Source organism: Flavobacterium sediminilitoris, assembly GCF_023008245.1.
Classification (GTDB): Bacteria; Bacteroidota; Bacteroidia; order Flavobacteriales; family Flavobacteriaceae; genus Flavobacterium; species Flavobacterium sediminilitoris.
In genome coordinates this window covers 928,272-954,498 of record NZ_CP090145.1, presented here as the reverse complement: position 1 = coordinate 954,498, position 26,227 = coordinate 928,272, and the positions used below count along the sequence as shown (strand labels likewise).

The 26,227-nt window shown below is 29.7% G+C and carries 21 protein-coding genes and 1 pseudogene; 10 read left to right on the top strand and 12 right to left on the bottom strand.

The features are described from left to right. Positions 1-145: 145 nt before the first annotated feature. The 7 genes from LXD69_RS04390 to LXD69_RS04360 all read left to right on the top strand — a co-directional run bounded on the left by LXD69_RS04390 (position 146) and on the right by LXD69_RS04360 (position 4,732). Positions 146-1,087 carry a hypothetical protein gene (locus LXD69_RS04390; protein ID WP_246917808.1) on the top strand — a complete coding sequence of 314 codons (942 nt, stop codon included), beginning with the start codon at positions 146-148 and terminating at the stop codon, positions 1,085-1,087. 62 nt (positions 1,088-1,149) lie between these two features. Beyond that, the gene (locus LXD69_RS04385; protein WP_246917806.1) at positions 1,150-1,482 is read left to right on the top strand and encodes a hypothetical protein; all 333 of its coding nucleotides are present in this window, start codon (positions 1,150-1,152) and stop codon (positions 1,480-1,482) included. A gap of 289 nt (positions 1,483-1,771) precedes the next feature. Beyond that, positions 1,772-2,359: a JAB-like toxin 1 domain-containing protein gene (locus LXD69_RS04380; RefSeq protein ID WP_246917804.1), complete on the top strand. Its 588-nt coding sequence runs from the start codon at positions 1,772-1,774 to the stop codon at positions 2,357-2,359. Positions 2,360-2,422: 63 nt separating this feature from the next. Then, positions 2,423-2,986 (top strand): hypothetical protein, encoded by a 564-nt coding sequence (locus LXD69_RS04375; protein ID WP_246917802.1) that lies wholly within the window; start codon positions 2,423-2,425, stop codon positions 2,984-2,986. Positions 2,987-3,292: 306 nt separating this feature from the next. After that, positions 3,293-3,475 carry a hypothetical protein gene (locus LXD69_RS04370; protein WP_246917800.1) on the top strand — a complete coding sequence of 61 codons (183 nt, stop codon included), beginning with the start codon at positions 3,293-3,295 and terminating at the stop codon, positions 3,473-3,475. Between the two features lie 98 nt (positions 3,476-3,573). After that, entirely contained in the window at positions 3,574-4,188 is a 615-nt protein-coding gene (locus tag LXD69_RS04365; RefSeq protein WP_246917798.1) for a hypothetical protein, read from the top strand. Continuing rightward, entirely contained in the window at positions 4,115-4,732 is a 618-nt protein-coding gene (locus tag LXD69_RS04360; RefSeq protein WP_246917797.1) for a hypothetical protein, read from the top strand. Before LXD69_RS04365 ends, LXD69_RS04360 begins: the two co-directional genes overlap by 74 nt. A gap of 134 nt (positions 4,733-4,866) precedes the next feature. On the opposite strand, the gene LXD69_RS04355 is transcribed toward LXD69_RS04360, so the two are convergent. Then, on the bottom strand, positions 4,867-5,658 hold the full coding sequence (locus tag LXD69_RS04355; protein ID WP_246917795.1) for an IS110 family transposase: 792 nt from the start codon (positions 5,656-5,658) through the stop codon (positions 4,867-4,869). Between the two features lie 443 nt (positions 5,659-6,101). On the opposite strand from LXD69_RS04355, the gene LXD69_RS04350 reads away from it, so the two are divergent. Beyond that, positions 6,102-6,887, top strand: coding sequence for an alpha/beta fold hydrolase (locus LXD69_RS04350; RefSeq protein ID WP_152640759.1), 786 nt, complete (start codon positions 6,102-6,104; stop codon positions 6,885-6,887). A gap of 11 nt (positions 6,888-6,898) precedes the next feature. Here the strand turns inward: LXD69_RS04350 and LXD69_RS04345 are convergent, their stop codons facing one another. The 5 genes from LXD69_RS04345 to LXD69_RS04325 all read right to left on the bottom strand — a co-directional run bounded on the left by LXD69_RS04345 (position 6,899) and on the right by LXD69_RS04325 (position 16,569). Then, complete coding sequence (locus tag LXD69_RS04345) at positions 6,899-7,741, bottom strand: mechanosensitive ion channel family protein (protein WP_045970694.1); 843 nt, start codon at positions 7,739-7,741, stop codon at positions 6,899-6,901. A 76-nt stretch (positions 7,742-7,817) separates the two neighbouring features. Further along, positions 7,818-10,610 (bottom strand): PD-(D/E)XK nuclease family protein, encoded by a 2,793-nt coding sequence (locus LXD69_RS04340; RefSeq protein ID WP_246917793.1) that lies wholly within the window; start codon positions 10,608-10,610, stop codon positions 7,818-7,820. A gap of 67 nt (positions 10,611-10,677) precedes the next feature. Then, positions 10,678-12,081, bottom strand: a complete 1,404-nt coding sequence (locus LXD69_RS04335; protein WP_045970697.1) for an OmpA family protein — start codon at positions 12,079-12,081, stop codon at positions 10,678-10,680. Between the two features lie 101 nt (positions 12,082-12,182). Further along, entirely contained in the window at positions 12,183-13,379 is a 1,197-nt protein-coding gene (gene kbl, locus LXD69_RS04330; protein WP_246917791.1) for a glycine C-acetyltransferase, read from the bottom strand. A 31-nt stretch (positions 13,380-13,410) separates the two neighbouring features. Beyond that, entirely contained in the window at positions 13,411-16,569 is a 3,159-nt protein-coding gene (locus tag LXD69_RS04325; protein WP_246917789.1) for a UvrD-helicase domain-containing protein, read from the bottom strand. Between the two features lie 106 nt (positions 16,570-16,675). Here LXD69_RS04325 and LXD69_RS04320 point away from each other — a divergent pair, with 106 nt between their 5' ends. Next, positions 16,676-17,284, top strand: coding sequence for a superoxide dismutase (locus LXD69_RS04320; RefSeq protein ID WP_246917788.1), 609 nt, complete (start codon positions 16,676-16,678; stop codon positions 17,282-17,284). A gap of 563 nt (positions 17,285-17,847) precedes the next feature. Here the strand turns inward: LXD69_RS04320 and LXD69_RS04315 are convergent. The 4 genes and pseudogenes from LXD69_RS04315 to LXD69_RS04300 form a co-directional block, all read right to left on the bottom strand. Continuing rightward, a complete protein-coding gene (locus LXD69_RS04315; protein WP_246917786.1) occupies positions 17,848-18,201 on the bottom strand; it encodes a hypothetical protein in 354 nt (117 codons plus the stop codon). Next, positions 18,179-19,273 (bottom strand): annotated as a pseudogene (locus LXD69_RS04310) (RHS repeat-associated core domain-containing protein); the annotation flags it as partial. The gene LXD69_RS04315 and the pseudogene LXD69_RS04310, both read right to left, overlap by 23 nt. Before the next feature lie 292 nt (positions 19,274-19,565). After that, the gene (locus LXD69_RS04305) at positions 19,566-20,858 is read right to left on the bottom strand and encodes an aminopeptidase P family protein (RefSeq protein WP_246917782.1); all 1,293 of its coding nucleotides are present in this window, start codon (positions 20,856-20,858) and stop codon (positions 19,566-19,568) included. 67 nt (positions 20,859-20,925) lie between these two features. Continuing rightward, on the bottom strand, positions 20,926-21,516 hold the full coding sequence (locus tag LXD69_RS04300; protein WP_246917781.1) for a Crp/Fnr family transcriptional regulator: 591 nt from the start codon (positions 21,514-21,516) through the stop codon (positions 20,926-20,928). 119 nt (positions 21,517-21,635) lie between these two features. On the opposite strand from LXD69_RS04300, the gene LXD69_RS04295 reads away from it, so the two are divergent. Then, positions 21,636-24,434, top strand: a complete 2,799-nt coding sequence (locus tag LXD69_RS04295) for a VPS10 domain-containing protein (protein WP_246917779.1) — start codon at positions 21,636-21,638, stop codon at positions 24,432-24,434. A gap of 50 nt (positions 24,435-24,484) precedes the next feature. On the opposite strand, the gene LXD69_RS04290 is transcribed toward LXD69_RS04295, so the two are convergent. Next, positions 24,485-24,733: a hypothetical protein gene (locus LXD69_RS04290; protein ID WP_246917777.1), complete on the bottom strand. Its 249-nt coding sequence runs from the start codon at positions 24,731-24,733 to the stop codon at positions 24,485-24,487. A 197-nt stretch (positions 24,734-24,930) separates the two neighbouring features. Continuing rightward, the gene (gene aceA / locus LXD69_RS04285) at positions 24,931-26,217 is read right to left on the bottom strand and encodes an isocitrate lyase (RefSeq protein WP_045970719.1); all 1,287 of its coding nucleotides are present in this window, start codon (positions 26,215-26,217) and stop codon (positions 24,931-24,933) included. Between the last annotated feature and the right edge of the window lie 10 nt (positions 26,218-26,227).

Below are 26,227 nucleotides of genomic sequence, written 5' to 3'. Positions count from 1 at the left end.
ATTAGTAAGTTTTGACTACTACCCTTTTGGAATGACCTTGCCAAGTCGTACAACCATTGGTAATAACTACCGTTACGGCTTCCAAGGATAAGAAAAAGATGACGAGTTAAAAGGACTAGGAAATTCTTTAAATTACACCTTTAGAATGCATGATTCTCGAGTGGGTAGGTTTTTTGTTGTGGGTCCTTTGACGCATAAATATCCTCATTATGCTCCTTATTCATTTAGTGGAAATAAAGTGATTGCTTTTACTGAATTAGAAGGAATTGAAGAACAAATTGCAATTTATGATGATCAAAAGAAAGAATGGAAATGTAAAATTAAAAGAGATTTTTCTGTAAAAGATTGGACTGATTATCAATACGCTTTACTTAAAATTTTAACAGATGAATATAGTAAAGGAAAGTGTGTGTTTTATGGTTACAGTGATTATACTTCTAAGGTATCAGAAAGTGAAAAACTTATGGTGCCTGAAAATGGAACATTACTGATTGATTTGACAGGAAGTTATCCAGTTTATGAATTTACTTTTTATAATAGTGATTTATTAAAAAATTCTAAAGATGATTCGATACAATGGTCAATATATTGGAAAGCAATTAAAACATTTAATTGGATAGCTCCACAAGGAGATCCCTTAATAGATAGATCAGAAAAATACTCAAGTACTGTAAAAAATGTACAAGCTGTTGCTCTCTCAGTTGCTGGCCAAGGTTTGGTAACTTTGAATTTAGGCATAAAGGGATTAGCTGCGTTAAAAACTCCTGTTGGTAAAGCCGTTTTTGAAACTGTAGCTCAAATTGCAGTAAAAGGAGATGTTGAAAATGTTGACATTACTGACGTCGCTGCAACTGTTTTAATTAATAATCAATATGCTAGAGATGTATTAAAATCGTTTCTAGATACATCTGTTGAAAAGGGATTAAATATAAAAGATTTAAATGTAGGTTTGAGAGAATTTGGATTGAGGATCATTATTAATAAAATCAATCCAGTTAATGAAGATCAAAAGGGACAAAGATACGTTATAGATGTGGTTAAAAAAATAGAACTTAATGAGACAAAAGAAATATTAAAAGACGAATAACCTTTAAATATTAATAACAATTTGTTAAGATTTTTAATTTTCCTAAAATACATTAAATAAAGATGAAAAAAACATTAATTGGATTGATTATTATAGTTGTTTTAATCCTTAGTTTAAGAAAAACTCTAATTTTAGACAAGAATAGTAAATTAATAAATTCGAACTATATAGTTACAAAAGCCAATATTATTGATTATTATGAGATTGGTATTTCTAATTATTACTTAACGTATGAATATATAGTTAAAAATGTAAAATACACTAACAAATTTATACCCAAAAATCTTTACAAAGATTGTGAGGATAATCAAAAATGTATTGGTAAGCAAATTTACATAAGATATTATCCAGAAGACTCAAGTATTAGCGAGCCTATATATGATAGCATTCCCTAGCTGGTCCGAGCGTCTCTAAATAATCGGCATTGCTACCGCGAGCTTCTAGCTCGTGGGTACAAAGAATAAAATAACAAAAGCAACTTTTAAAAGAGTTGCTTTTGTTGTTTTAAAAAGTACTATATTTACAACACGTTCTTACAAATAGTTTTGAGTTACAGATGACTACTGTTATGGCTTCCAAGGACAAGAAAAAGATGATGAATATCCTTCTCCTTATTTAAGTATGGGCAATAACCCAATTAGTTTGATTGACCCTGACGGGGGACAAACGAATGATACCTATAAAATGGATAAAAATAGTAATATTAATAGGGTTGATAATAAAAAGTATTATGATGCAAAAGGTAATGAAGTTGATAGATTATATTCAGAATCTGGCAATTTTATTGAAATTTCAGATTTAAAATTAATGACTCAATCTAAAGCCCCGATAGCTGCTTTGAAAAATATTCTGCCTTCAAAAAGTAATCCTAATAAAACAGTGGATTTAAACGCTGCATTAACAAAAAATATAAAAGATGCATATAATTTATTTTACTTTGCAGGAACAGAAACAGATGTTGAATGGAGTTTAACACAACATAAGGGCAGTAAGTTTGTTCTTTCAACAAATCATCATAAAGATTTTACATATACTACAGAAAGCTATAATCACTTTGGGTTAAGCGTAAACACTTTGCAAAAGCATTATCATACTCACCCTGGAGACTATAGAAACGGTCCATCGGCTATGGATGTAACAATTACGAGTAATAATGCAATGTTTAGAATGAAGCATATGGATAAGTCTACTTTGGATTCGAGTGTTCCTGCTAAATATTTTGTATTTCATGGAAGGACTAAGAATAAAACTTTGACCGAGTATAATTATTGATCAAAAAATATAAAAACAACAACTATTAATGGACCTTCAGGTTTGTAATCTAATTTTTTTGAAATGAAAAAATTTATTATATGTTTATTATTAATTTCTTTTTTATCTTGTAATGAAAAAGAAACAGTTTTAAAAAAGGATACTACGCCCTCGTTATCTTTTTTAGGTGTTGAAATGTATGATGGGTTAAGTCCGTATGCTTTTTTTTATTCAATAGATTTTGATAAAGGCAACATCATAAGATATATGATAAATATTGAGTTTATTCATCTTTTACCGCCAAAAGATTATGAAGGTAATTTTAATAAAAGGTTATATGATAAAGATAGTTTAGGTGGAGAATTTTCATTAAAAATAGTTCCTGAAAAAGAAAGAAAAACTAAAATTGTTAAGTTATTAAATGAAGAAAAAGAAAGGCTATTAAAAATTATTTTATCCTTTGACAGGGATGATTTAAAAAGTAGTTTTACTTTAGACGTAGAACCTATAAATCTTTTTATTTGCAAATATCATTTAATTTATGAAGACGGTAAAATAATAGATGTTGAGAGAGAGTTTAACCTTAGAGATAAGCATTTAGAATTAAATGAAGAAATAAACAATCTTTTTTTAAGTTTGAGTCGATAATATTCCCTAGCTGGTCCGAGCGTCTCTAAATAATCGGCATCGCTACCGCGAGCTTCTAGCTCGTGGACACAACAAATAAAAAGACAAAAAGCAACTTTTAAAAGAGTTGCTTTTATTGTTTTAAAAAATACTATATTTACAACACGTTCTTACAAATAATTTTGAGTTGCACATGACTATCGTTCTTTTGGAATGACCTTGCCAGGCCTAGAGAAACCAAGCCCTGACTACCGTTACGGCTTCCAAGGACAAGAAAAAGATGATGAGTTAAAAGGACCTTGAAATAGTTTAAACTACATTTTTAGAATGCACGACCCAAGAGTGGGTAGGTTTTTTGCGGTGGATCCTTTAGAACCTAAATATCCTTGGTATACTCCTTATCAGTTTAGTGGGAATTCTCCTGTAATGTCTATAGAACTAGAAGGATTAGAAGAGCATAAAACTGCTAACGAAAATCAAAAAATGAACCAGGTTTATTCGAAAAGGTAATATTTGGTTTAGTAGATGTTTTTGATACTTGGTCAAGATTAAAAGGTATAAACAAACATGAAGGAAAAAATGTAGATGATAAAATACAAAACTCATTTTTGGGATTTCGAGAATTTGCAACAAATGATACTTTCTTTTTACTAGGTGCATTTAATCAACCAGGTTTTAGATGTGATGGCGGAGATAGTGATGATCAAGTAAATTTTTCATTTCGTTTTTTTAACAATTCAAAAAAAGGTATTGGTGGGTTTCAAGGTCTTGGATATTCAACTAAGTTTACTAGTTATTTGTCTAAAATTATTAATCCTCTAAACAGTAAAGCTAATTGTGTATTCTGTGCAATTGAGTTTCAAAAAAGGATTATGAATATGGCTTATGGAGCTGCTAAAAACACTTCAGGCTATGGACTGGAAGAAGCTGATTTAGCTGCTGAGTTATTTAGAGTTTTTGGAGGATATTCCAGTAAAATAGTCACAGAAGTAGGTGTTGATGGTTTGAAAAACACATTAAACACCCAACTAAAAAACCATAAAAATTTCACTATTATTGTAGGTCGATTAAGAGATCAGTCTAAATTTAAAGCTCATGCTTTTAATGGAATATTGATTGATGGTGATTGGCATTTTATGGATTTACAGAATGGAGTATTATATAAAGAAAAAGCTATGGAAAGAGTATTCACTAGTTATAGGTTTTATGATGTGTATAAGTAAAAGAATTAAAGACATATTTGTAAAAGAATTGAAATATGAAGTAAAAATTAATAATATCTTATTGATAGATGATAATTATTATGTGTTTTTTGAACCTGCTTATAATATAAAAGGAGTAGAATATTTTACAAATACAGGCCCGCTTGCTATTAATAAAATTACTAATGAGTACAAATTTACTTATTTTACTGATTTTCTTTCAACATACGGTAACAGACCTGAGTATCTGAATTATATCAAAAAATACCCAAATTTAACTTATAAGGAGATAATAAATTATGTAAAAAACAGAGCTTATTTAGTTGATAGTGATTTTTTTAAAATTGTAATGATATATGAAGATAGTTTTAAATCTAATTATCTTACAATTGAAAGAAAATCTATTTCTGAAATAGAATTAATTATAACAAATGTCTTTTTCAGAAAATTAATATTGAAATTTTTACATGATATAAATGCAATATTTATAAAAAAAAATGACACTATATTTATTGTTGAGATTAAGTTACCCAGCTCCCCAGACAACTATGGTTTTACCAAATAAAAAATGTTAAAATTTTCAGTTATTTTTTGCGAATAATTCAATAACTTTATGTTGGAAAAACACAAATAAGTCTTGCTAAGGGGAAGAAGTTTTTTACTTCTTTCCTTTCAAAAGAAAATTTATTTGTTTCTTTTTTAAGCTACTTTTCTTTCATATAGTTTATTATTTCCAGAGCTGTATTCAAATGGAACCACACCACAATAACAAGCCAATTGCCTTGGGTTTTCATACATTGTGAATTCATTTGTAAAACAAATTAGCAACAAAGCGGTTACTTTTCCAATTCCTACAACTGAGGTTGCTTTTTCAAATAAATTAGAAAGTTTTTCATCATCTTCGATGACTTTATCTAATTCTTTTTCAATGTTTTTCAAATATTTTTCTATACCTTGAATTGTTGATTTGGAATACTTTTGACTTAATTTAGCCAATTCTGGTTCAAACTCTTTCAACTCATTGGTGTTTTTGATTAGCAATGCTTTTGTCTTTACCAAATGATCTCTAAGAGTAAGCAGTTTACGTATTTTATCAACTATTTTTCTAGTAGATTGATAAAACTGTGCTTCCTCTTGGTTTTTCATTGCATAATAAGCAATTCTATGAGCATCCACTTTATCATTCTTCCCTCTTTGAACACTTAAACTGCGAATGATTTTTAATGACATCTCAACCCAAACAGTGAATTCTTTTGCAAGTAAATGTTGAGTGATGATTTTGCCATACAAACCTGTGTGCTCCATACAAGCTAAGGTGTTTTCTGCATTAGACTGATAGGATTTTAACCAATTAGTCAACTCTTTTAAACCTTTGCTATCATTGGTAAACTGATTATGAATAGTGTTGTTTTTATCACTATTCAAAATTACTACTGCATCAAAATATTCTTTTGACACATCGATTCCTAGAAAATTACTAAATTTACTCATAGAAAAAGATTTTAATGTTAGCAACCAAACTATTGAATCTTCTATCGAAGCCTTAATAATAGTCCTTTAAGACTGAATAACTATTTGATGCTGATTCAATAAAACTGACAAAGTCCTGATCTGGGGATAAGCCTTAAAACTTTGCGGCGCGAATGGTTTACTTTGTCAGTTTTGGTTGTTATTAAATTTACGAATTTTTCAAAGAACAAATCTAAAGGCTGGCGCGGGCGTCTCTGAATAATCGGTAACGCTACCGCAAACTCCTAGCTTGTGGACATAAAGAATAAAAACAATAAAATGCATTCTATAAAAAGGATGCTTTTGTTTTTTTATAGTGTAGTTGTAAAGTTTTACAGATAACCTTTAAAATGTTTTTTAACAACTCAACCTTGCCATTATTTTTTTAAGCTCTATTTTTGCAAAAATGCTTTTAAGTAAAAATTGTGAATTACCAAACCTATTATAAAAACATTACCCTTTCTTTTTCAGATCAAGGAAAAGGAACAGCTATTATTCTATTACATGGTTTTTTAGAAAATAGTAATATGTGGAATGCTTTAGTTCCAGAATTATCTAAAAAAAATAGAGCAATTTGTATCGATTTATTAGGTCATGGTAAAACCGATTCTTTGAGTTATGTACATACTATGGAAGATATGGCAGATGCAGTACACCATGTAGTACATGAACTAAAATTAAGAAAAGTAGTTTTAGCTGGACATTCTATGGGTGGTTATGTTGCTTTAGCTTTTGCAGAATTATACCCTGAAATGGTAAAAGGTTTAGTTTTAATCAATTCTACATCTAAGGAAGATAGTAAAGAACGAAAATCAAATCGTGAAAGGGCTATTTTGGCAGTAAAACAAAATTACAAAGCTGCTATAAGCATGTCTATCGCTAATTTATTTAGTGATGAAAACAGAATGAAATTAACTTCAGAAATTGAATGGGCTAAAAAAGAAGCCTTAAAAACTTCTCTACAAGGCATTATAGCTGCTCAAGAAGGAATGAAAGCAAGAAAAGATAGGGAAATACTTTTACACACAACATTGTTTCCTAAAACCCTTATTTTGGGAAAGAAAGATCCTGTTTTAAATTATGAAGACAATAAAACGCAAATTGAAAATACAAATGTAGAATTAGTCACTTTTGATGATGGACACATGAGTCATTTTGAGAATAAAGATGAGTTAGAAAATGTACTTATAAATTTCTTAAAAAGGGTATGATTATAAGATAATTATCCTTTATACTGTTTAATTTCAACAATATCTGAGGGTAAACTAAATCCGCCTTTCATTAATTCCTGTAATACTTGCTGCATTACTTCAGTTTTTATTCCTGAATGATATGTTTTTGAAGTTGATTTAAACGTATCGATCCAAAACATTACTTTTAAGTTAATCGTACTTGCTGCAAATTCATCTATAACTACTATTGGTTGTTTACTTTCATTAATAACTCCTTCAATTTTTTTAACAGTTTCTAAAATTAAATTGATTGCTTTTTTTATATTGCTTTCATAATCTAAACCAATTATAAATTCATATCGTAAAAATCCATCGATTGTATAATTAAAAAGAGGATTCTTGATTATCTGACCATTAGGAATAAAAACATCTTTGCCATCTAAAGTTTTTATTCTGGTTTCCCTAATAGTTAAATCAACAACATATCCTATAATATTTTCAGTTTCTATGAGATCATTAATTTTGAATGGACTTTTAAAAGCTAATAAGATTCCTGCAAGAAAATTTTCTCCAATATCTTTAAAAGCAAAACCTACAATAAAAGTTAATATTCCAGCTCCAGCTAAAATATTTGATGTTAAATCGCTAAAACCTAAAATCCTAAGAAAAATAATTATACATAATATTTTTATTGAAATGCTAACAAATTGTGAAACAAAAATTGTTGTTAAAGCATTTTCTGAAGTAGGCAATATTTTTCTTTTAATAATTGATTTTATCTTATTTGCAACAAAAAAACCAGCAATTAAAAAGATAGAAGCAAATAAAACAGACGGTAAATTAGCCTCTAGTTTTAAAATTATAACCTGAAAAGTTTCTTGTAATTTTTCCATTTAATTAATTATTTTAGAGTTCTCTTATATAAATTTATCGTTAGATAAGATATGAAGGATAAATAAGATTAGTAAATTACAATATTTCTTTGAAATCTACATTAGCATTCAAAATCTCATTAATTAATACTATCATTTCAGATTTAAATGCTTCCAAAATCTCATCGGTAATTAATGTTTGAGAAACAACTCCACGTCCTTTTCCTAATCCAAAAGACATAAACCCTGCTTTCATGTTCTTAAATGAAATAATTCCAGCTTCAACGGGATAATCTTTATATTCGTGTTTTTCTCTGAACATTAAAGCATAACACAATAATTGAATTATCTTTTCATTTTTAATATCATTTGTTAAACCATCAAATTCGTTTATTTTCAGCGTATTGGCTTCTACCTTACCTGTTTTGTAGTCAATAATTCTAATAGTATTATTTCTTATTTCAATTCTATCTACATTTCCTGAAATTTTAACAGGATATGATAGTTTTCCATCTTGGATAACTACTTCTAATCGTTCTTCAAGAGAAAGAATTTTAACTGTATCACCTTCTTCTATTAATTTCTTTTCAAGTTGGAGAAAATTGAAAATATTCCTTTTTGCAACTTCAAAAGCTAATAAATTTTTCCCTTTTTTAATTTCTCCTTCTTTGTAAACAATTTTAAATTGATCTAATGTTGTATTATCAATTTTTGAGATCATTTCATCAATATCCTGAACAGTTAAGAATTTATCAATATAAGACTTGTATAGAACCTCTAAAGTTTCATGAATAATTGTTCCTAATGTATTAATTGCAATGTTTTCCTCAACTTCATCCATTTCATTTATTCTAAGCACTCTTTGAAAATAAAACTGAATAGGATTTCTAATGTATGTAGTTAATGATGATGGTGAGAATCCTTTAACTGTTGCAATTTCAGCGAGTCTTTCCATCATTTTATCAGATTTTGGAATTCTCATGATGCTATATGCTTTTTCTGGTAAAACGGCATTATATATTTTATGCGTAATATTATGCTTAGGCTGCTTTTCAATCTCTAATTGTGTAATAAATCTACTTTTTTCACCTGCATCAATTCCTTCATTGTCTGTGTTATACAATAAATAAATATTTTGAGCTCTATGTAATAAATGATAGAAATGATAGCTATAAATAGCATCCTTTTCTTTGTATGTAGGCAATCCTAATTCCTTCTTAACATCATAAGGAATAAAGGAGTTTTGTGATTTACCTGATGGAAATTTTCCCTCATTAACAGAAGTAATAATTACATTATCAAAATCTAATACTCTACTTTCTAAAACACCCATAATTTGTAAACCTGTAAGTGGCTCTCCTTCAAAAGAAACTTCTGCAAGATCTATAACTTGCTTATACATTTCATAAAGTGAATCTATAGTGTCAATCCTTTGGTATGTTTCGCAATAATTTATTAGTTTATTAATCACTTTATAAGTAGCATAGACAAATGCTTTCACCACCTTTTCTTCTTCACTATCATTATTTAAAAAAGTTTTTATTTTAAGCAATATAGATCCAATTCTATTGAGAATTTCAATAGTACTCACATCCCACTTTGAAAATAATAAATCGAAATATTCATTTTCTACATCAGGATATTTCTCCTGTCTTAATCGAAATAAGGTGTCAAAAGAGAAAAAAGTAAAATTGTTATTATGAATGGTTTGAATAACTTCATTAACTCCTAAATAGGGCTCTACTAGAGGATGATTTAAAATATCTAAAACTTCTTTGTAATAAAAAGTATAATTTGAAGATTTTCTCTTTATGGCGTTTGAATGTAATTTGAAAAGCTTATTTACTAATAATTGCGCAGGATTATTTTTTCCAGAATAACCCATTGTAATATTTAATGCTTCTACAGAATTTGGCAAAGCATATAGAACAGGGATCAATAAATTTTCATCTCCTAACACAATTGCTGTTTTGCTTCCATCTTTCTGATTGGCTTCTAGATCTTCAATAATTTTACCTGCAATTTTTGCTTGTCCAATAGTTTTAGGTGTTCCAATTATATCAATATTTTTCTCTTGCTGAAAATCCTCAGAAATCCACTCAAAAGGTTGGGTAGAATAATTCTTCCATTGTTTTTTAAATCTTCTTATAAATAAACCCGCATCATGATAAGAATTACTAATGAAAAAACCATCTATATCCCAATATATTTTAGCTTGATCACTAGATAGAAGATGTAGAATTATTTTTTCTTCTGCTTGATTTAAAGCATTAAATCCAGCAAAAACAAGCTTTTTATCTTCTAAACTTAAACTATTCGAGTATGGTATTAAATTTTCTACAGCTTCTCTATATATCAATCCTTGATATCCAATCTTATTGTTTTTTAAAGATTTATATAGTGAATTATAATATTCTGGAATTTTCTTCCAAAACTCTAAATGATTGTCAATTAATGATGTTGTATCAGATGCTTCTAAATCCCATCTTTTCAATGCTTCAATGTCTTTTAAATAAGAGAAAACATAATTAGGATCTAAAAGGTATCTGTCAATTTCATTAAAATCTTGAAGTAGTGTTTTTGCCCAATTTGAAAAAACATCAAAAGATTGCAAGTTCTCTTTTTTAGTAATTTCGTAATAAACCTCATAAAACTCAAAAAGCAACGCAATAGAGTCTATAGTCCTAATGTCTGATATGTCTTGAATTAAATCTTCAATACTCGTTATTTGAGGCGCAAAAATAGTCTTTGATGTATATTTATTTAAGCTATCTAATAGAAAAACTTTAGCCCTTTTGTTTGGTAATACAATAATTACGCTTTGTAAATTATCATTATACTTTTTGATAATTTCTTTTGAGAGTTTGTCTAAAAAAGATTCATTTTCCATTGCATAAAAATAAAAAAAACGCTCCGATAAATCGAAGCGTTTTAATAATATTATAAGTTAAGGAAAATTATTTTTTTAATTTCACTTCAACTCTTCTGTTGTTAGCTCTACCTTTTGCAGTTTTGTTTGAATCAATTGGCATAGTTTCTCCGTAACCTGCAGAAGTTAATCTAGAAGCATCGATACCGTTTTCAATTAAATAAGTTTTAACTGCACCAGCTCTATCTTCAGATAATTTTTGATTTAAAGAATCTGAACCTTGGCTATCTGTATGACCTTCAATACTAAATTTAGAAGAAGGATACTCTTTTAAGATAGCAGTAATTGCTTGTAAAACTGGGTAAGTTTGTTGTTGGAAAGATGATTTTCCTGAATTAAATAAAATTGTTTTTGCATAATCATTTAATTTTTTGATAGCTTCATCAGAAACCTCAGGACAACCGTTATTTGCAACTGTACCAACTACTGTAGGACATTTGTCATCTTTATCTAATACACCATCTCCGTCAGTATCAGGCCATGGACAACCACCGTTATCTTTAGCTCCTTTAACTGTAGGACATTTGTCATCTTTATCAGCTACACCGTCACCGTCAGCATCTGGACAACCATTCATGATTTTAGTACCAGCTACTTCAGGACATGCATCTTCATTATCAATGATTCCATCACCGTCAGTATCAGGACATCCATTGTGCTCAGGAGTACCAGCTACTTCAGGACATGCATCATCTTTATCAGCGATACCATCTTTATCTGTATCAGGACATCCGTTAAATTCTTTAAGACCTGGCTCATTAATACAAGCATCATCTTTGTCATAAACTCCGTCACCATCTGTATCTTTTCCTCCAAATCTGAAAGTAAGACCAGCAAAGTGTTGGATATGAGTTGGAACATCAGCATCAGCAACTCTATTTTCATCAAATGAGTGCTTATAAGTAGACTGTAATTGAATACCTATTCCTTCTGTAACCCAAAATGTTAATCCTAAACCTCCATTTACTGTACCAGCAGAAGCATCTCCAAAGAAATTATAACCACCACCTACATTAATAGAAGGATCTAACCAAGTAGATTTGATTAAATCTTGAAAGCTATACTTTATAACCGCATCAACTGCATAATAAGATAAATCTCCAGGATTTAATATAGCGTCAGTATTATCAGTTCCAGGAACTCTTTCTAACCATTTGTCGATTTTGTTAACAGATCCTGTTAAACCAACAGAAAAACCATCTCCTACATATCTAGATACGTTTAAATAAGATACTGATGGTAAAATGTTCCAATTGTCTCTAGCGTTAAGTAATTGGATAAATTGTGGGCTAGAATTACCGTCGGCACTTACCTTGGTATCTACCGCATTTGCTCCAAAGGACACTGCCCATGGATTGTCACCGTTTTGTGCTTGCGATGTTAAACCAGCAAACAATAAACCAGCAGCAAATAATTTGTTTAGATGTTTCATACTTTATTTTTTAAATTACAATGCGTTATAATTGGAACAAAAATACTATTTTTTTTTAAATACAAAAAGTTTTGTTAAAAAAAGTAGAGCCTATTTTTATTCTAATTAATAATTTTCAATGATTTCCCAACTTCTGTAAAAGCTTTTATAGCAATATCAAGATGTTCTTTACTATGAGCAGCAGACAACTGGACTCTAATTCTTGCTTTTTCTTTTGGTACTACTGGGAAGAAAAAGCCAATTACATAAATTCTCTTTTTTAGCAATTCTTCAGCCATTGTTTGTGACAATTTAGCATCATAAAGCATAACAGGTACAATTGCAGAGTCTCCATCTATAATATCAAAACCTGCTTTTTTCATTCCGTCTTTAAAATAGTTTGTATTCCACTCTAATTTATCACGTAATGAAGTATCCTTGTCTAATAATTCAAAAACTTTTAATGAAGCACCTACGATTGATGGCGCTAATGAATTTGAAAACAAATAAGGTCGTGAACGTTGTCTTAATATTTCGATAATCTCTTTTTTCGCTGTAGTATAACCACCCATTGCACCTCCTAATGCTTTGCCGAGCGTCCCTGTGATGATATCAACTCTTCCCATAACACCCTTCGCTTCAAGAGTTCCTTTTCCTGTTGCACCAATAAATCCTGCGGCATGACATTCATCTACCATTACCATTGCATCATATTTATCTGCTAAATCACATATTTTATCTAGTGGAGCTACTAATCCATCCATTGAAAACACTCCGTCAGTAACAATTAATTTAAAACGATGTCCTGCTTCTGTAGCTTTTATTAGTTGTGCTTCTAAATCTTGCATGTTATTATTTTCATATCGATAACGTGCTGCTTTACACAAGCGAACTCCATCAATGATGGATGCATGATTTAAACTATCTGAAATAATACAATCTTGATCTCCAAGTAATGGCTCAAATACACCTCCATTTGCATCAAAAGCTGCTGCATAAAGAATAGTATCTTCTGTTCCGTAAAAATCAGCTATTTTTTGTTCTAATTCTTTATGAATATCTTGTGTTCCACAAATAAAACGTACTGACGACATTCCAAAACCATGCGAATCTAAAGCGTCTTTTGCAGCTTGTACAACTTCAGGATGTGAGGATAGCCCTAAATAATTATTAGCACAAAAATTCAGAACAGTTTCTCCTGTAGAAATTTTTATTTCTGCTCCTTGTGGAGACGTTATAATTCGTTCTTTCTTAAACAATCCATTCTCTTGAATAGTGTTTAATTCATCTTGTAAGTGTTGTTTAATTTTACCGTACATTATAATTATTTATATTGTTTTATTATTTTGCTTACAAAAATACTATTTCTATTTTTTCTCCAATGTAAACTAATGCTTTTTTTACAATTTTAAAACCCATTTCTTCAATTACATGAGCATAATCATTAAGTTGAATTTTATATTTATCTATAGTTTCTCCTGTTTTATAATCTAATAAAAAAGCATTTTGTTGTTTAATTACAACTTTATCTGGTTTTGTGTTTCCAAATCCTTTTTTAATTATAGTTTGTTCATTGTAAACAATTCCTTCTCCATCAAAAAAATCAACTAATTCATCACGTGTTACAATTTCTTCTATAACTTCTTTTATATAATCTTTTTGAGAAATAGTAATTAATCCATTTTCTAAAGCAACATCTATTGCCGATTCAACATCTTCTTTTGTTTTTATAAATGCTAAAATTTCATGTAAAAGATTTCCAAATTCAATTGCTTTTTGTTGCTCCGTATTCCACATTAAAGATTCTCGTTGAGCAATTTTAATTTTTTTAGTTTGTAATCTTTCCGAAACAAGTTCTATTGATTTTTGATTTTCTTTAAAATAATTTTCTTTTGATTTTCTATTCGATTCTCCAAATTCGTATTCTAGCTTTCCTTCTTCATACTTACCATTAATCTGTAGGAATTCTATAAAATAAGAAGAGAGATTATTTGGCAATCCTGCTTTTGTAATTAAATGATTTGATATAATATATAATTGTTCTTCCGCTCTAGTTAGCGCAACATACAAAACATTTATAATGTCTAGTATTTCTTCTTGACTTTTTTCTTCATAAATATTTTTAGCATTCTCTCCATAGTTAGTAACATCTTTCTTTTGATTAACTAATGCTTTTGGAAAGTCGATTTTTTCATCATCATCAAAATCTATCCAAAGTTTATTTCTATTATTTGCAGAAAAATTTTCTTCGGCAAATGGATAAATTACAATTGGAAATTCTAAGCCTTTTGATTTGTGAATTGTCATAATCCTAACAGCATTATTTCCTTCTGGTGATGGAATACTTTTTTTATAGCCTGTTTTATCCCAATAATCTAGAAAATCAGCAATTCCAGATTGTGTTTTATTATCTCTTTCTAAAACTAAATCTAGAAAATATTGAACATAAGATGTGTTTGTTTTTTCTTTTATAAATGTTGAAACAATTATTTCTACTGCTTCATATAATGATTTTTTTCTACAATCTTTAAATGATATTTGTATTTGAACATTATTTAAATAATATTCTAACTCTAGTTCTGACAGGTCTTTTGCTTGAATTATAAAATCGTGTATTTCAATTTTATTTTGATTGTATTTTCCTATAAAATACAACATTCTAGCTTTTGCTTCCTGATCTTTATTGTTTTTTAAATAGCGTAATACATCAATAATTAATTTTACTTCAGTTGCATTTTGTATTAGTAATGTCTCTGATGATAAGATAGGAATATTTTTCTCTGTAAGGAAATTAGCTAAATATACACCATCTAACTTTCGTCTCGTTAACAGAACAATATCTCTATAAGAAAAACCATCTTCTAACACTTTTTGAATGGTTTTTAATGTTGTTTCTAAGTATAATATTACCTTTAACGAGTATTCTTTATCATCAATTTCAGAAATTGAATCTTCTTCAGAAGCATCAATAAAGGATATATTAACATAACCACCTTTTTTATCATTTGCTTTCTGGTAACTATTTTCTAAATAAAGCTCTTTGTAATCTTCATTTTCAAATTTGCTTGACAAAAAGGAGAAAAATGTGTTATTAAATTGAATTACTTGCTCAAAACTTCTATAATTTGTGTCTAATCGTATTGTTTCTTTTTCTTTATTTGAAAAAGGATTAATTTCTGGTTTGCTTAAAACGATGAATTGTTCTGCTTTTCCTCCTCTCCATCTATATATCGACTGTTTTGGATCACCAACAAGCATTAAACTTCCTCTAATTCCATTATCTTCACTTGACAATGCATTATCGATAAGAGGAATAAGATTTTGCCACTGCATTATGGAAGTATCTTGAAATTCATCTATAAAAAAATGACGATATTTTTCCCCTAATCGTTCATAGATAAAAGGAGCTGGTTGATTTTGAATTTCATTGAAAATAATTTTATTAAAATCTGATATTGATAAAATATTTTGCTCTTCTTGAATTTTCTTGAACTCTAAATTAATGGTATTTAAAAGTGAAAGTGGGTTAATATTTTGTAAAAAAGCTTCGTAAAATGCTATTTTAGAAATATTATAATAAGCTTGTTTCAATAATACTAATAATTCTCCCGATAGACTTTCAATAAGATCTCTATCTTTTGCAGTTTTGTTTATCGCAATGTCATCAAAATACTGATATTTGTAATTATCTTTTATAGAAAGTGTATTCTGACCTATTTTTTCAATATGATTAGGAAATGTTTTTCTTGAAAAAGAGTTCAAATCTACTCCATTTTCATGTAAAATTTTCTCACATTTTAATGAAATATTATTATTCTCTTGATTAAAAAAAGCTATTTTATTTTTTAATATTTTTTTAATATTTGAGAAGTCTTCAAAAGATTTTTCTTGAAATTCGTTAATTTCATTCGCATCATTTTCATTAATAAGAAGTTTAGATATTTCTATCAACTCTTTTGAAATATCCCAATTTTTATCTTCATCTGTTTTATCTCTTGTAAAATCAATTAATAATTGGGTTAAATATTCATCTTCTCCTACTTTTGAAATAACAACATCTACAGCTTCTTGAAGAATTGAATCCGTATCTAAAGTGACTTCAAAATTTGGAGGTAAATTTAAATCCTGAGCAAAAGAACGAATTACTTTATGAGTGAATTTATCAATTGTAGAGATGCCGAAAGCTGCATAATTATGAATTATATTTTTGATAATTGCTTTTGATTTATCTTTTAGTGTACCAATGGTTAAACCTGTTTCTAAACTAATATCTTTTAATATGCCTAATGCTTTTTCTGATGTATCAATTTTAGAGAACTCATATAAACTATCCACAATACGCGATTTCATTTCTTCCACTGCTTTATTTGTAAAAGTAATTGCCAAAATCCTTTTATAAGCATCGTCCGAATTGGCTAAAAATAATATTTTTAAATATTCTTTAGTCAATGTATATGTTTTTCCAGACCCAGCAGAAGCATCATATAGGGTAAAAGCCGCTTTTTTCAAATGTTATATTTGTCTTAATTATGGTTCTATAAGAACAATCTATTTTTTATTCCAAAGTTAAATTTATAAATTTGGAATCACTAATACTAATCATAAAAATAATATCATGGCATTTGAATTACCAAAATTACCATATGCATACGATGCATTGGAACCACATATTGATGCAAGAACAATGGAAATACACCATACAAAACATCATAATGCTTACACAACAAATCTGAATAATGCAATTGCAGGAACAGATTTAGAAGGAAAAACAATTGAGAACATTCTTTTAAATTTAGATTTAAACAACGGAGCTGTTAGAAATAATGGTGGTGGTTTTTATAATCATAATTTATTCTGGACTGTAATGTCTCCTGATGGAGGAGGAAAACCTTCTGGAGAATTAGCTGCTGCAATTGACGAATCTTTTGGGTCTTTTGATGCTTTTAAAGCTGAATTTTCAAAAGCGGCTGCAACTCGTTTTGGATCTGGATGGGCTTGGTTGTGTATTCATAAAGGAGGAAAGTTAGAAGTGTGTAGTTCTGCAAATCAAGACAATCCTTTAATGACAGGAATAGGGTGTGAAGGAACTCCTATTCTAGGACTTGATGTATGGGAACATGCTTACTATCTTAATTATCAAAACAGAAGACCAGACTATGTTGAAGCTTTTTTTAATGTTGTTAATTGGACTGAAGTTACTAGACGATTTGCTGTTGAAAAATAAGATTTTCTTAAAATCAATATAAAAAGACAAAGTCACATTAATGTGACTTTGTCTTTTTATATTGTGCTACGAGATCAGAAAACCTAACTAGTGGTTCGGTGGAGCAGACCATCGTAGAGCGCGTGCGTTTTACTTAGAATTTTTCTGGTAAGCTAGGAAAAAAAATAAAATCTACAATATTAAAACCAAAAACAGAACATCAAACTAAAATGGTATTCTGTTTTTATATTTATAAGCCTTTAGTAAAACGTTTATTATTTAGGTTTATAACTCTGTCGAGTGAAAGATTCGCTGGGAGTGGGAATAAACTTTTACAGCTTTTTCATAAAATACAATATTTAAATCAAGAAGAAATAAATAGTATTAAAACCATGCTTAAAGCTTTTGTCTTTCAAAAAGATATTCAAAAACAGTTTTCTTAAGAACTTACACCTACACTAAAAAACAACAAAAGCAACTCTTTTAAAAGTTGCTTTTGTTATTTTATTCTTTGTGTCCACGAGCTAGAAGCTCGCGGTAGCGATGCCGATTATTTAGAGACGCTCGCACCAGCCTGGAGTTCGTTAATCAGACAACAATGTTTTCTTATATAACGCACAATCAACTCTATTTTCTATAAGCAATTCACTTCTGTTAGGGTTATCAATATAAACTAAAACTTCAAAACACTCACCTATATATTCTTCGTTTGCATCATCATCATATTTTGAACTATAATAAAACTTATTCTTGTATCTAAATTTATACCTATAATAATAATTCAAATTAAAATCCCTCTGGATATCTGATATTTTAGCCGTCAGCACTATCTTTTCTCTTGATTCGTCATATCTTTTTGATAAATATAACAAACCGATTAAAATAGAGAAAACAAGAATTGGTTGCCAATATTTTTTATAAAGACCTATTAAAATCATATTCTTTCCGTTTTTCTTCCTTTTTCATAAAACTTGGTGTCAAACCTTGTTTGACCATTTTGGTCATAGCTTTAGTCATTGCCTGCGAAGAAGCTTCTAGGTAAGCTCCCATAGCAGAGGTGCTAAAAAGAGGAGCTGCTCTAGTTGAAATAGAACTATTAATTTTGGAACTAACTCTTCCAAAAGTATAATTAATAGTAGTATCTTCAAGACTATTTACTGAAAACCCATCTTCTGCTTTTATATTTGTAAATGACCTAATAAACAAACCTCCTTTACCTCCTGTTAAAGTAGCCATACAAATATCACCATAATCAAATCCTCCAAGTGAAAAATCATTATATACAAAAGTTTTAAACGCATATTGTGATGTAATTTCTGCACCTCCTCCTACAACTGCCGTTCTAAATGTATTAACAGCAAATTGACTCTGTAAAGCAGGTATCCAACCAGATCCCGTCACCGTTTCAGCAAATGCTGTTGTTCCAAACCATGCAGAATATGCAGCATAACCTTCTAAAAACACAAAGCCAGTAGAACCTGCTAACAACCCACCCCCAATTCCTTTCATAAAAGGGTCGTGTGCTGCCAAATAATGATTTGAATGTTGTTTCTGGTGAGATTCAATAGTAACCTCACGAACTTGCGCTTGAGGAACTTGTACTGAGGGTGTTCTAGCATATGCTCTTAAAGTATTAAAACTTGATGGTTGCTGTATATTTAAACTTGCTGAACTGTATGCATCAAAAAACCAATTAAAATACCTATCATTTACAGGCCCTAACGCAGCATATTGAACTTGACCTTGACTACCAACAATCCATCCACCCTCAAGTCCTTCTATCTCAACCATATCAATAACACTATTACTTGCAAATTGATAAGGTGTTAATTCAGGATATTCTTTCGTCAAAGGATCCACAGCAAAAAACCTACCCACTCTCGGGTCGTGCATTCTAAACGTATAATTCAACGAGTTTCCTTCCCCTTTTAGTTCATCATCTTTTTCTTGTCCTTGGAAGCCGTATCTGTAGCTATTGCTTGAACCATGCCTACCAGGCAGCAATTGACCAAAAGGATAGTAGTCAAAACTTGCTAAGTACTAATGATATTGATACTTAATGCCAGATTAAAAGTATCTAAAAATAGCACTTTCTCGTTTTTTTTGACATTTTTTTAGCCTAAAATAGTCTCTTTTGTTTCTAAATGTAAGAACGTTTCTATATCTCAAATATAAGAAAATATTTAAATAATTAGAAAATTAAGAATAGAAATAAATTTAGTTTCACAAGAGGTTATAACAAAATAGCGACTCACAATTATAAGTCGCTATTTTTAAATTAATCATTAGAAATCGATTGCTTTTAACTATTCATTATTGATTCAATTTCATCTACTTCAATAGGAATATTGCGCATTAGATTAAAAGGTTCGCCAGAAGATTGAATTACAACATCATCTTCTAAACGGATACCAAAACCTTCTTTCGGAATATAAATACCAGGTTCTACGGTGAAAACCATATTAGCTTGCATTGGTTCATATAATAAACCATAATCGTGTGTATCTAATCCCATGTGGTGAGAAGTTCCATGCATGAAATATTTTTTATAAGCTGGCCAATCTGGATTCTCGTTTTGCACATCAGCTTTGTCTAATAAGCCTAAACTTAATAATTCGGAAGTCATTAGTTTTCCAACTTCAATATGATATTGTTTCCATAATGTACCAGGAACAAGCATTTTTGTAGCTTCATTTTTTACTTTTAAAACAGCATTATAGACAGCTTTTTGTCGGTCATTAAACTTTCCAGAAACAGGAATCGTTCTTGTCATATCACTAGAATAATTAGCATATTCTGCTCCTACATCAAGTAATAACAAATCACCATCATGGCATTGCTGATTGTTTTCAATATAATGTAAAACATTAGCATTGTTTCCTGAAGCAATAATTGGAGTGTAAGCAAAACCTTTAGAACGGTTTCTTAAAAATTCATGTGCAAATTCGGCTTCAATTTCATATTCCATTACATTTGGTTTTACAAAATTCAAGATTCTTCTAAACCCTTTTTCTGTAAGATCACATGCTTTTTGAATTAAATCTAATTCTTCGCTTTCTTTTATAGAACGAATACGTTGTAGAATAGGATTTGATTTTTCAACTTTATGACCTGGATAATTTTCTTTCCACCATTTTACAAAACGAGCTTCACGAGTTTCAGTCTCAATAGTTGCACGATAATGCTCATTTGTATTAATATACATAGTTTCAGCATAAGCCATAATTTCTTTTAATGTTTTATGGAAATCTTGTAACCAAATTACGGTTTTAATTCCACTAACTTCAAAAGCGCGTTCTTTTGTTAATTTTTCACCTTCCCAAACAGCAATGTGTTCATTTGTCTCTTTTAAGAATAAAATTTCTTTTAAATTTTCGTATGGAGCATCTGGGAAAAGAAGTAAAACACTTTCTTCTTGATCAACACCGCTAAGGTAGAAGATATCTCTGTGTTGGGCAAAAGGAAGTGTACTATCTGCACTTACTGGATAAATATCATTAGAATTAAATATTGCAACACTATTAGGTTTCATTTGTGAAACAAATTTTTTACGATTCTTTATGAATAAATCTCGATCTATTTGATGGTATTTCATGCTAATTTGGTTTTATTATTCTTCAAAATTAAAAACTATTTATATTAAGTGTTATAGCCAAATGGCGCTATTTTATGTTTTTTCGAATTCTACTCATATGACGAGTTGAAATCCCTAAAAAAGAAGCTAAATAGTGTAAAGGAACTTCTTGTAATAGTTTTGTTTCGTTTACTAATAGCTTTTTATAACGCTCTTCGGGAGTTAAAGTTAATAAATCAATTCGGTAATCGTCAATCAAACAAATTTGTTTTTCAATTAATTTGGAATAAAACTGATTAAACCCTTTGTTATTTTTTACTAAATCGCTAAAAGTTTCAAAATCTATAACCCATAAGTTACAATCTGAAATTGCTTTAATGCTTTTTCGAGAAGGAACTTTATTTAAGAAACTACTTAATGAAGTAGTAACTGAATTTTTTAAAGCCAAATAACTTGTTTTTTCCTCGTTTAAAACGGTAATAGAATGTTGTAAAATGCCATTTTCTATAAAACAAAAATAGTTGCAAATATCGTTTTCTTTTACTAAAAAATTATTTTTATTTAATAGGATATTAGAGAATAGAGATGCGGCATTTAAAATGTCTTTTTCAAAAATATCATTATCAATAAACAATTTTATGTAAGATACTAAGCTGTTTGTTGTCTTTTTAATTTTCATTGTAAATGCGGGTAATAAACTTTCAAAATTAAAAAGATAAAAAAAGAAAGATGTTAAAATGAAAATAAAAATTTTGTAACGCTTTTTATATTGAGTATTTTTCAGCAAAAAAATAATCAATGAAGAATAAAATAGTACTCTTGTTTCTTGTTTTCCAAAGTTTTATTTGGGCGCAAACCGATATGTTTTCTGATGTAGAACTCAAAAGTATTGGTCCTACTATAATGAGCGGTAGAATAGTTGACTTAGCTGTGAATCCGGAAAATCCTACTGAGTTTTATGCAGCGTATGCTTCGGGTGGACTATGGTATACTAAAAATAATGGGATGAGTTTTGAACCTGTTATGGATGAAGCATTAACGCAAAATTGTGGATCAGTAACGGTAGATTGGAAAACTGGAACAATTTGGGTTGGAACTGGTGAAGTAAATTCATCTCGTTCGTCTTATGCAGGGATAGGAGTCTTAAAATCAACTGATAAAGGGAAAACATGGACGAATATTGGTTTGCAAGATAGTCATCATATTAGTAGAATTTGGGTTAATCCAAAAAATAATAATGAAATTGTAGTTGCTGCTCTAGGTCATTTATATACTTCAAATGATGAAAGAGGTGTTTTTAAAACCATTGATGGTGGAAAAACTTGGAAAAAAGCATTATTTATTAATAAAGATACTGGAATAATTGACCTTTCAGTAGCTCCAAATAATTCTAATATAATGTATGCAGCAGCTTGGGAAAGAGAGCGTAAAGCATGGAATTTTAAAGGGAATGGAGAAAGTTCTGGAATTTATAAAAGTGAGGATGCTGGAAGCACTTGGAAATTAATTTCAACTAAGGAAAGTGGTTTTCCAAATAACGTGGGTGTTGGTAGAATAGGGCTTGCTGCTTTTAATGAAAATGTTATTTATGCAGTTTTAGATAATCAAAATAACAGACCACAATCGACGATATCTGATAAATCAAAATTGCCAATGCCAGAAATGTTTAGTGCTCCTGGTGAAGTTTTTATTCAAAAATCAAATAAAGAGATTAATGCATACTTAAAAAAGCATGGATTAAGAGAAAAATATAGAGCTCAAACAATTAAAAATTGGGTTGAAAAAGGTGAAATGCAACCATCTGAAGTAAAAAAAGTATTACAAGATGCTAATAAAGCGCTTTTTGAGACAGAAGTTATAGGTTGTGAAATTTATAAATCTATTGATGGAGGAAAGTCATGGAAAAGAACGCATGATGATTTTATAGATGATATGTATTATAGTTATGGGTATTACTTTGGTATTATTTCAGTTGATCCTAGTAATGAAAATAGAATTTACATGGGAGGAGTTCCTTTGCTTTTTTCAGAAGATGGAGGAAAAACGATTGTTAGTATAAATAAAGATAATGTTCATGCAGATCATCATGTAACTTGGGTTAATCCAAAAAATCCAAATCATATTATTAATGGTAATGATGGAGGAATTAATATTAGTTATGATAATGGTGAACATTGGATAAAATGTAATAATAATGCAGTGGGACAGTTTTATGCTGTTAATATAGATTATAATAATTCTTATAATGTTTATGGTGGCTTGCAGGATAATGGTGTTTGGGTAGGAAATAATAATTACTATCCTTCAACTTCTTGGCATCAGGACGGAAAATACCCTTATGAAAGTTTAATGGGAGGAGATGGAATGCAAATACAAATTGATAATAGGAACCCAGATATCGTTTTTACAGGATATCAATTTGGAAACTATTACAGAATTGATAGATCAAAAAATAAAATGGATTTTATCTCTCCAAAAGCAAAAAAAGACGAAAAACCATTAAGATTCAATTGGCAAACACCTATTTTATTATCTTCTCATAATCAAGATATTTTATATATGGGATCTAATTTTTTACACCGATCAATGAATCAAGGAGAAACGTGGGAGAAAATATCACCAGACTTAACGAAAGGTGCTGTTGAAGGAAATGTTGCTTTTGGAACAATTACTTCTTTTTCTGAAAGTAAGATTCAGTTTGGGCTCTTCTATGTTGGTTCTGATGATGGACTAATACATGTTTCAAAAGATGGTGGTGCAACTTGGCAAAAAATATCAAATAATTTACCACAAAATTTATGGGTTTCAAGAGTAAAAGCTTCTGCCTTTAAAAAAGAAAGGGTATATGTTACTTTAAATGGTTATCGTAATGATGATTTTAAATCGTATGTTTATGTGTCTGATGATTATGGAATAACTTGGCAAGATATAAGCGCTAATTTACCGCAAAGTCCAGTCAATGTAATTTTAGAAGATACAGAAAACGAAAATCTATTGTTTGTAGGTACTGACAATGGGTTGTTTGTTTCTTTAAACAAAGGAAAATCGTGGGAAGATTTTTCTTCTGAAATGCCAAATGTAGCAGTTCATGATTTAGTTATTCAGCCTAAGGCAAAAGAATTAATCGTAGGAACACATGGTCGTTCTTTATATAAAGTTGGAATTGATGAATTACAAAAATTAACATCAGATATTCTTAATAAATCTTTGTTTGTTTATGAAGTACCTTCGATAAAAAAATCAGAACGATGGGGAAATAGTTGGAGTCAATGGGGAAAACCTTACGAGCCTAAAACAGAAATTTGGTTTTATTCTAATTCGAATGAAGAAGTAGAAATGATTATAGAGAATGAAAAAGGAATTGTTGTTTTTTCTAAAAAAATAACAGCAAAAAAAGGATTGAACCTAGTGAATTATGACTATACACTTTCTGATGATGTAATTGCTAAATGGAAGAAAAAAGATAAAAAAGCAGTGTTTGAAAAAGCTAGAAATGGAAAACAATACGTACTTCCTGCTAAATATAGTATTCATATAAAGAAAGGCAATGAAACAGTTTTCACGAATTTAGAAGTTGTTGAAAATAAGAAAGCATAACATTTATAATCAATAAAAGGATTTAAACTATTAGTTTAAATCCTTTTTTATTACTCTCTATTTTCTTCATGCCAAGATATATTGTCTATTCTTACACCTAACTCTGCTAAAGACCATAGAAATTCATCACACTTTTGTATCTCAAAATTCAATATCAAATGAATTGATTTATTTAAAAATAGAAGATCGACAATTTCTTTTGCTTCTTTAGTATTAACTTTCGTGTTATTTTTGATAGTTAGCATGATTTTCGTACGATGTATCTTTTCATCACATCCTAATAGTTCCAAATGTTTCATAATTAACGCTTCTAATTATATTATTGAAGAGCTTATTCTAAAGAGACTAAAAACATTTTTAATCCAATAATCATATTTAATTTTATAACCTATCCAAAAATAGTCATTTGATATTAAAAATGTCTTGAAAATATACTCATAAAAATGCCTTGGGAATTTTCTCAAGGCATTTTGTTAAACCAAACTATGCTTAAAAATTAAAATTGCGCTACTTCAGTAGAATCTTTCATTGCTGTAGTCGAAGATCTATTGTTAGTAACGGTATTTTGAACCGCGTCAAAGTAGGTTGTTCCTACAAATCCTTGGTGTTTTACTGCTTTAAAACCATCTTTTTGTAAAGCAAATTCTCTTTCTTGTAATTCAGAATAACCAGCCATTCCTCTCTCTTTATAGGCTTTTGACAATTCAAACATACTTGTATTTAAAGCATGGAAGCCTGCTAAAGTGATAAATTGGAATTTATATCCCATTGCTGCTAAATCTTCTCTAAACGTTTCCATTTCTGCAATGGTTAATTTTGCGGCCCAGTTGAATGAAGGCGAACAATTGTAGGCTAACATTTTTCCTGGATATTTGGCATGAATGGCATCTGCAAATTGTTTTGCATATTTTAAGTCTGGATTACTGGTTTCCATCCAAATTAAATCAGCATAAGGTGCATAGCTTAATCCTCGATCGATTCCTTGTTCAATTCCAGATTTTACATGGAAGAAACCTTCACTTGTTTTTTCGCCTGTAATGAATTTAGCATCTCTAGGGTCAATGTCACTTGTTAGTAAGTTTGCTGCATCAGCATCGGTACGAGCAATAATTAAAGTTGGAGTTCCCATAACGTCTGTCGCTAATCGTGCAGCAATTAATTTGTTAATTGCTTCTTGTGTTGGGACTAATACTTTTCCTCCCAAGTGACCACATTTTTTTGCAGAACTTAATTGGTCTTCAAAATGAACTCCAGAAGCACCTGCTTCAATCATTGATTTCATTAATTCAAAAGCATTTAAATTACCACCAAATCCTGCTTCCGCATCTGCTACAATCGGTACTAAATAGTCTTTTCTGTCTTTTTCAGACACTTGATTTACCACTTGAATTTGATCTGCTCGTAATAAAGCATTATTAATTCTTTTTACCACAAGAGGCACACTGTTCGCGGGATACAAAGATTGATCGGGATACATTTCTCCAGCCACATTGGCATCAGCAGCTACTTGCCAACCACTTAAATATATAGCTTCTAATCCAGCTTCAACTTCTTGAATTGCTTGGTTTCCTGTTAAAGCGCCTAGTCCTGCAACATAATCTTGAGCATTTAGTTTTTTCCAAAGTTTTTCAGCTCCCAATTTTGCTATGCTGTGTTCTATTTTGTAAGAACCTTGAAGTTTAACTACTTCTTCAGCAGTATACGGACGTTCAATTCCTTTCCATCTTTCGTTTGTTAACCAATCTGTTACTAATTCTTGAATTCTTGTTTCAATTGTTTTCATTTTGTGTTGT

What these genes read in the sequence shown, in the direction of transcription:
- LXD69_RS04315 (WP_246917786.1), bottom strand. Translation starts at nt 18,201, where the DNA reads ATGATTTTAATAGGTCTTTATAAAAAATATTGGCAACCAATTCTTGTT.
- LXD69_RS04380 (WP_246917804.1), top strand. Translation starts at nt 1,772, where the DNA reads ATGGATAAAAATAGTAATATTAATAGGGTTGATAATAAAAAGTATTAT.
- LXD69_RS04295 (WP_246917779.1), top strand. Translation starts at nt 21,636, where the DNA reads ATGAAGAATAAAATAGTACTCTTGTTTCTTGTTTTCCAAAGTTTTATT.
- LXD69_RS04355 (WP_246917795.1), bottom strand. Translation starts at nt 5,658, where the DNA reads ATGAGTAAATTTAGTAATTTTCTAGGAATCGATGTGTCAAAAGAATAT.
- LXD69_RS04345 (WP_045970694.1), bottom strand. Translation starts at nt 7,741, where the DNA reads ATGGAAAAATTACAAGAAACTTTTCAGGTTATAATTTTAAAACTAGAG.
- LXD69_RS04340 (WP_246917793.1), bottom strand. Translation starts at nt 10,610, where the DNA reads ATGGAAAATGAATCTTTTTTAGACAAACTCTCAAAAGAAATTATCAAA.
- LXD69_RS04390 (WP_246917808.1), top strand. Translation starts at nt 146, where the DNA reads ATGCATGATTCTCGAGTGGGTAGGTTTTTTGTTGTGGGTCCTTTGACG.
- LXD69_RS04320 (WP_246917788.1), top strand. Translation starts at nt 16,676, where the DNA reads ATGGCATTTGAATTACCAAAATTACCATATGCATACGATGCATTGGAA.
- LXD69_RS04335 (WP_045970697.1), bottom strand. Translation starts at nt 12,081, where the DNA reads ATGAAACATCTAAACAAATTATTTGCTGCTGGTTTATTGTTTGCTGGT.
- LXD69_RS04370 (WP_246917800.1), top strand. Translation starts at nt 3,293, where the DNA reads ATGCACGACCCAAGAGTGGGTAGGTTTTTTGCGGTGGATCCTTTAGAA.
- aceA (WP_045970719.1), bottom strand. Translation starts at nt 26,217, where the DNA reads ATGAAAACAATTGAAACAAGAATTCAAGAATTAGTAACAGATTGGTTA.
- LXD69_RS04360 (WP_246917797.1), top strand. Translation starts at nt 4,115, where the DNA reads ATGGAGTATTATATAAAGAAAAAGCTATGGAAAGAGTATTCACTAGTT.
- LXD69_RS04300 (WP_246917781.1), bottom strand. Translation starts at nt 21,516, where the DNA reads ATGAAAATTAAAAAGACAACAAACAGCTTAGTATCTTACATAAAATTG.
- LXD69_RS04385 (WP_246917806.1), top strand. Translation starts at nt 1,150, where the DNA reads ATGAAAAAAACATTAATTGGATTGATTATTATAGTTGTTTTAATCCTT.
- LXD69_RS04290 (WP_246917777.1), bottom strand. Translation starts at nt 24,733, where the DNA reads ATGAAACATTTGGAACTATTAGGATGTGATGAAAAGATACATCGTACG.
- LXD69_RS04305 (WP_246917782.1), bottom strand. Translation starts at nt 20,858, where the DNA reads ATGAAATACCATCAAATAGATCGAGATTTATTCATAAAGAATCGTAAA.
- LXD69_RS04375 (WP_246917802.1), top strand. Translation starts at nt 2,423, where the DNA reads ATGAAAAAATTTATTATATGTTTATTATTAATTTCTTTTTTATCTTGT.
- kbl (WP_246917791.1), bottom strand. Translation starts at nt 13,379, where the DNA reads ATGTACGGTAAAATTAAACAACACTTACAAGATGAATTAAACACTATT.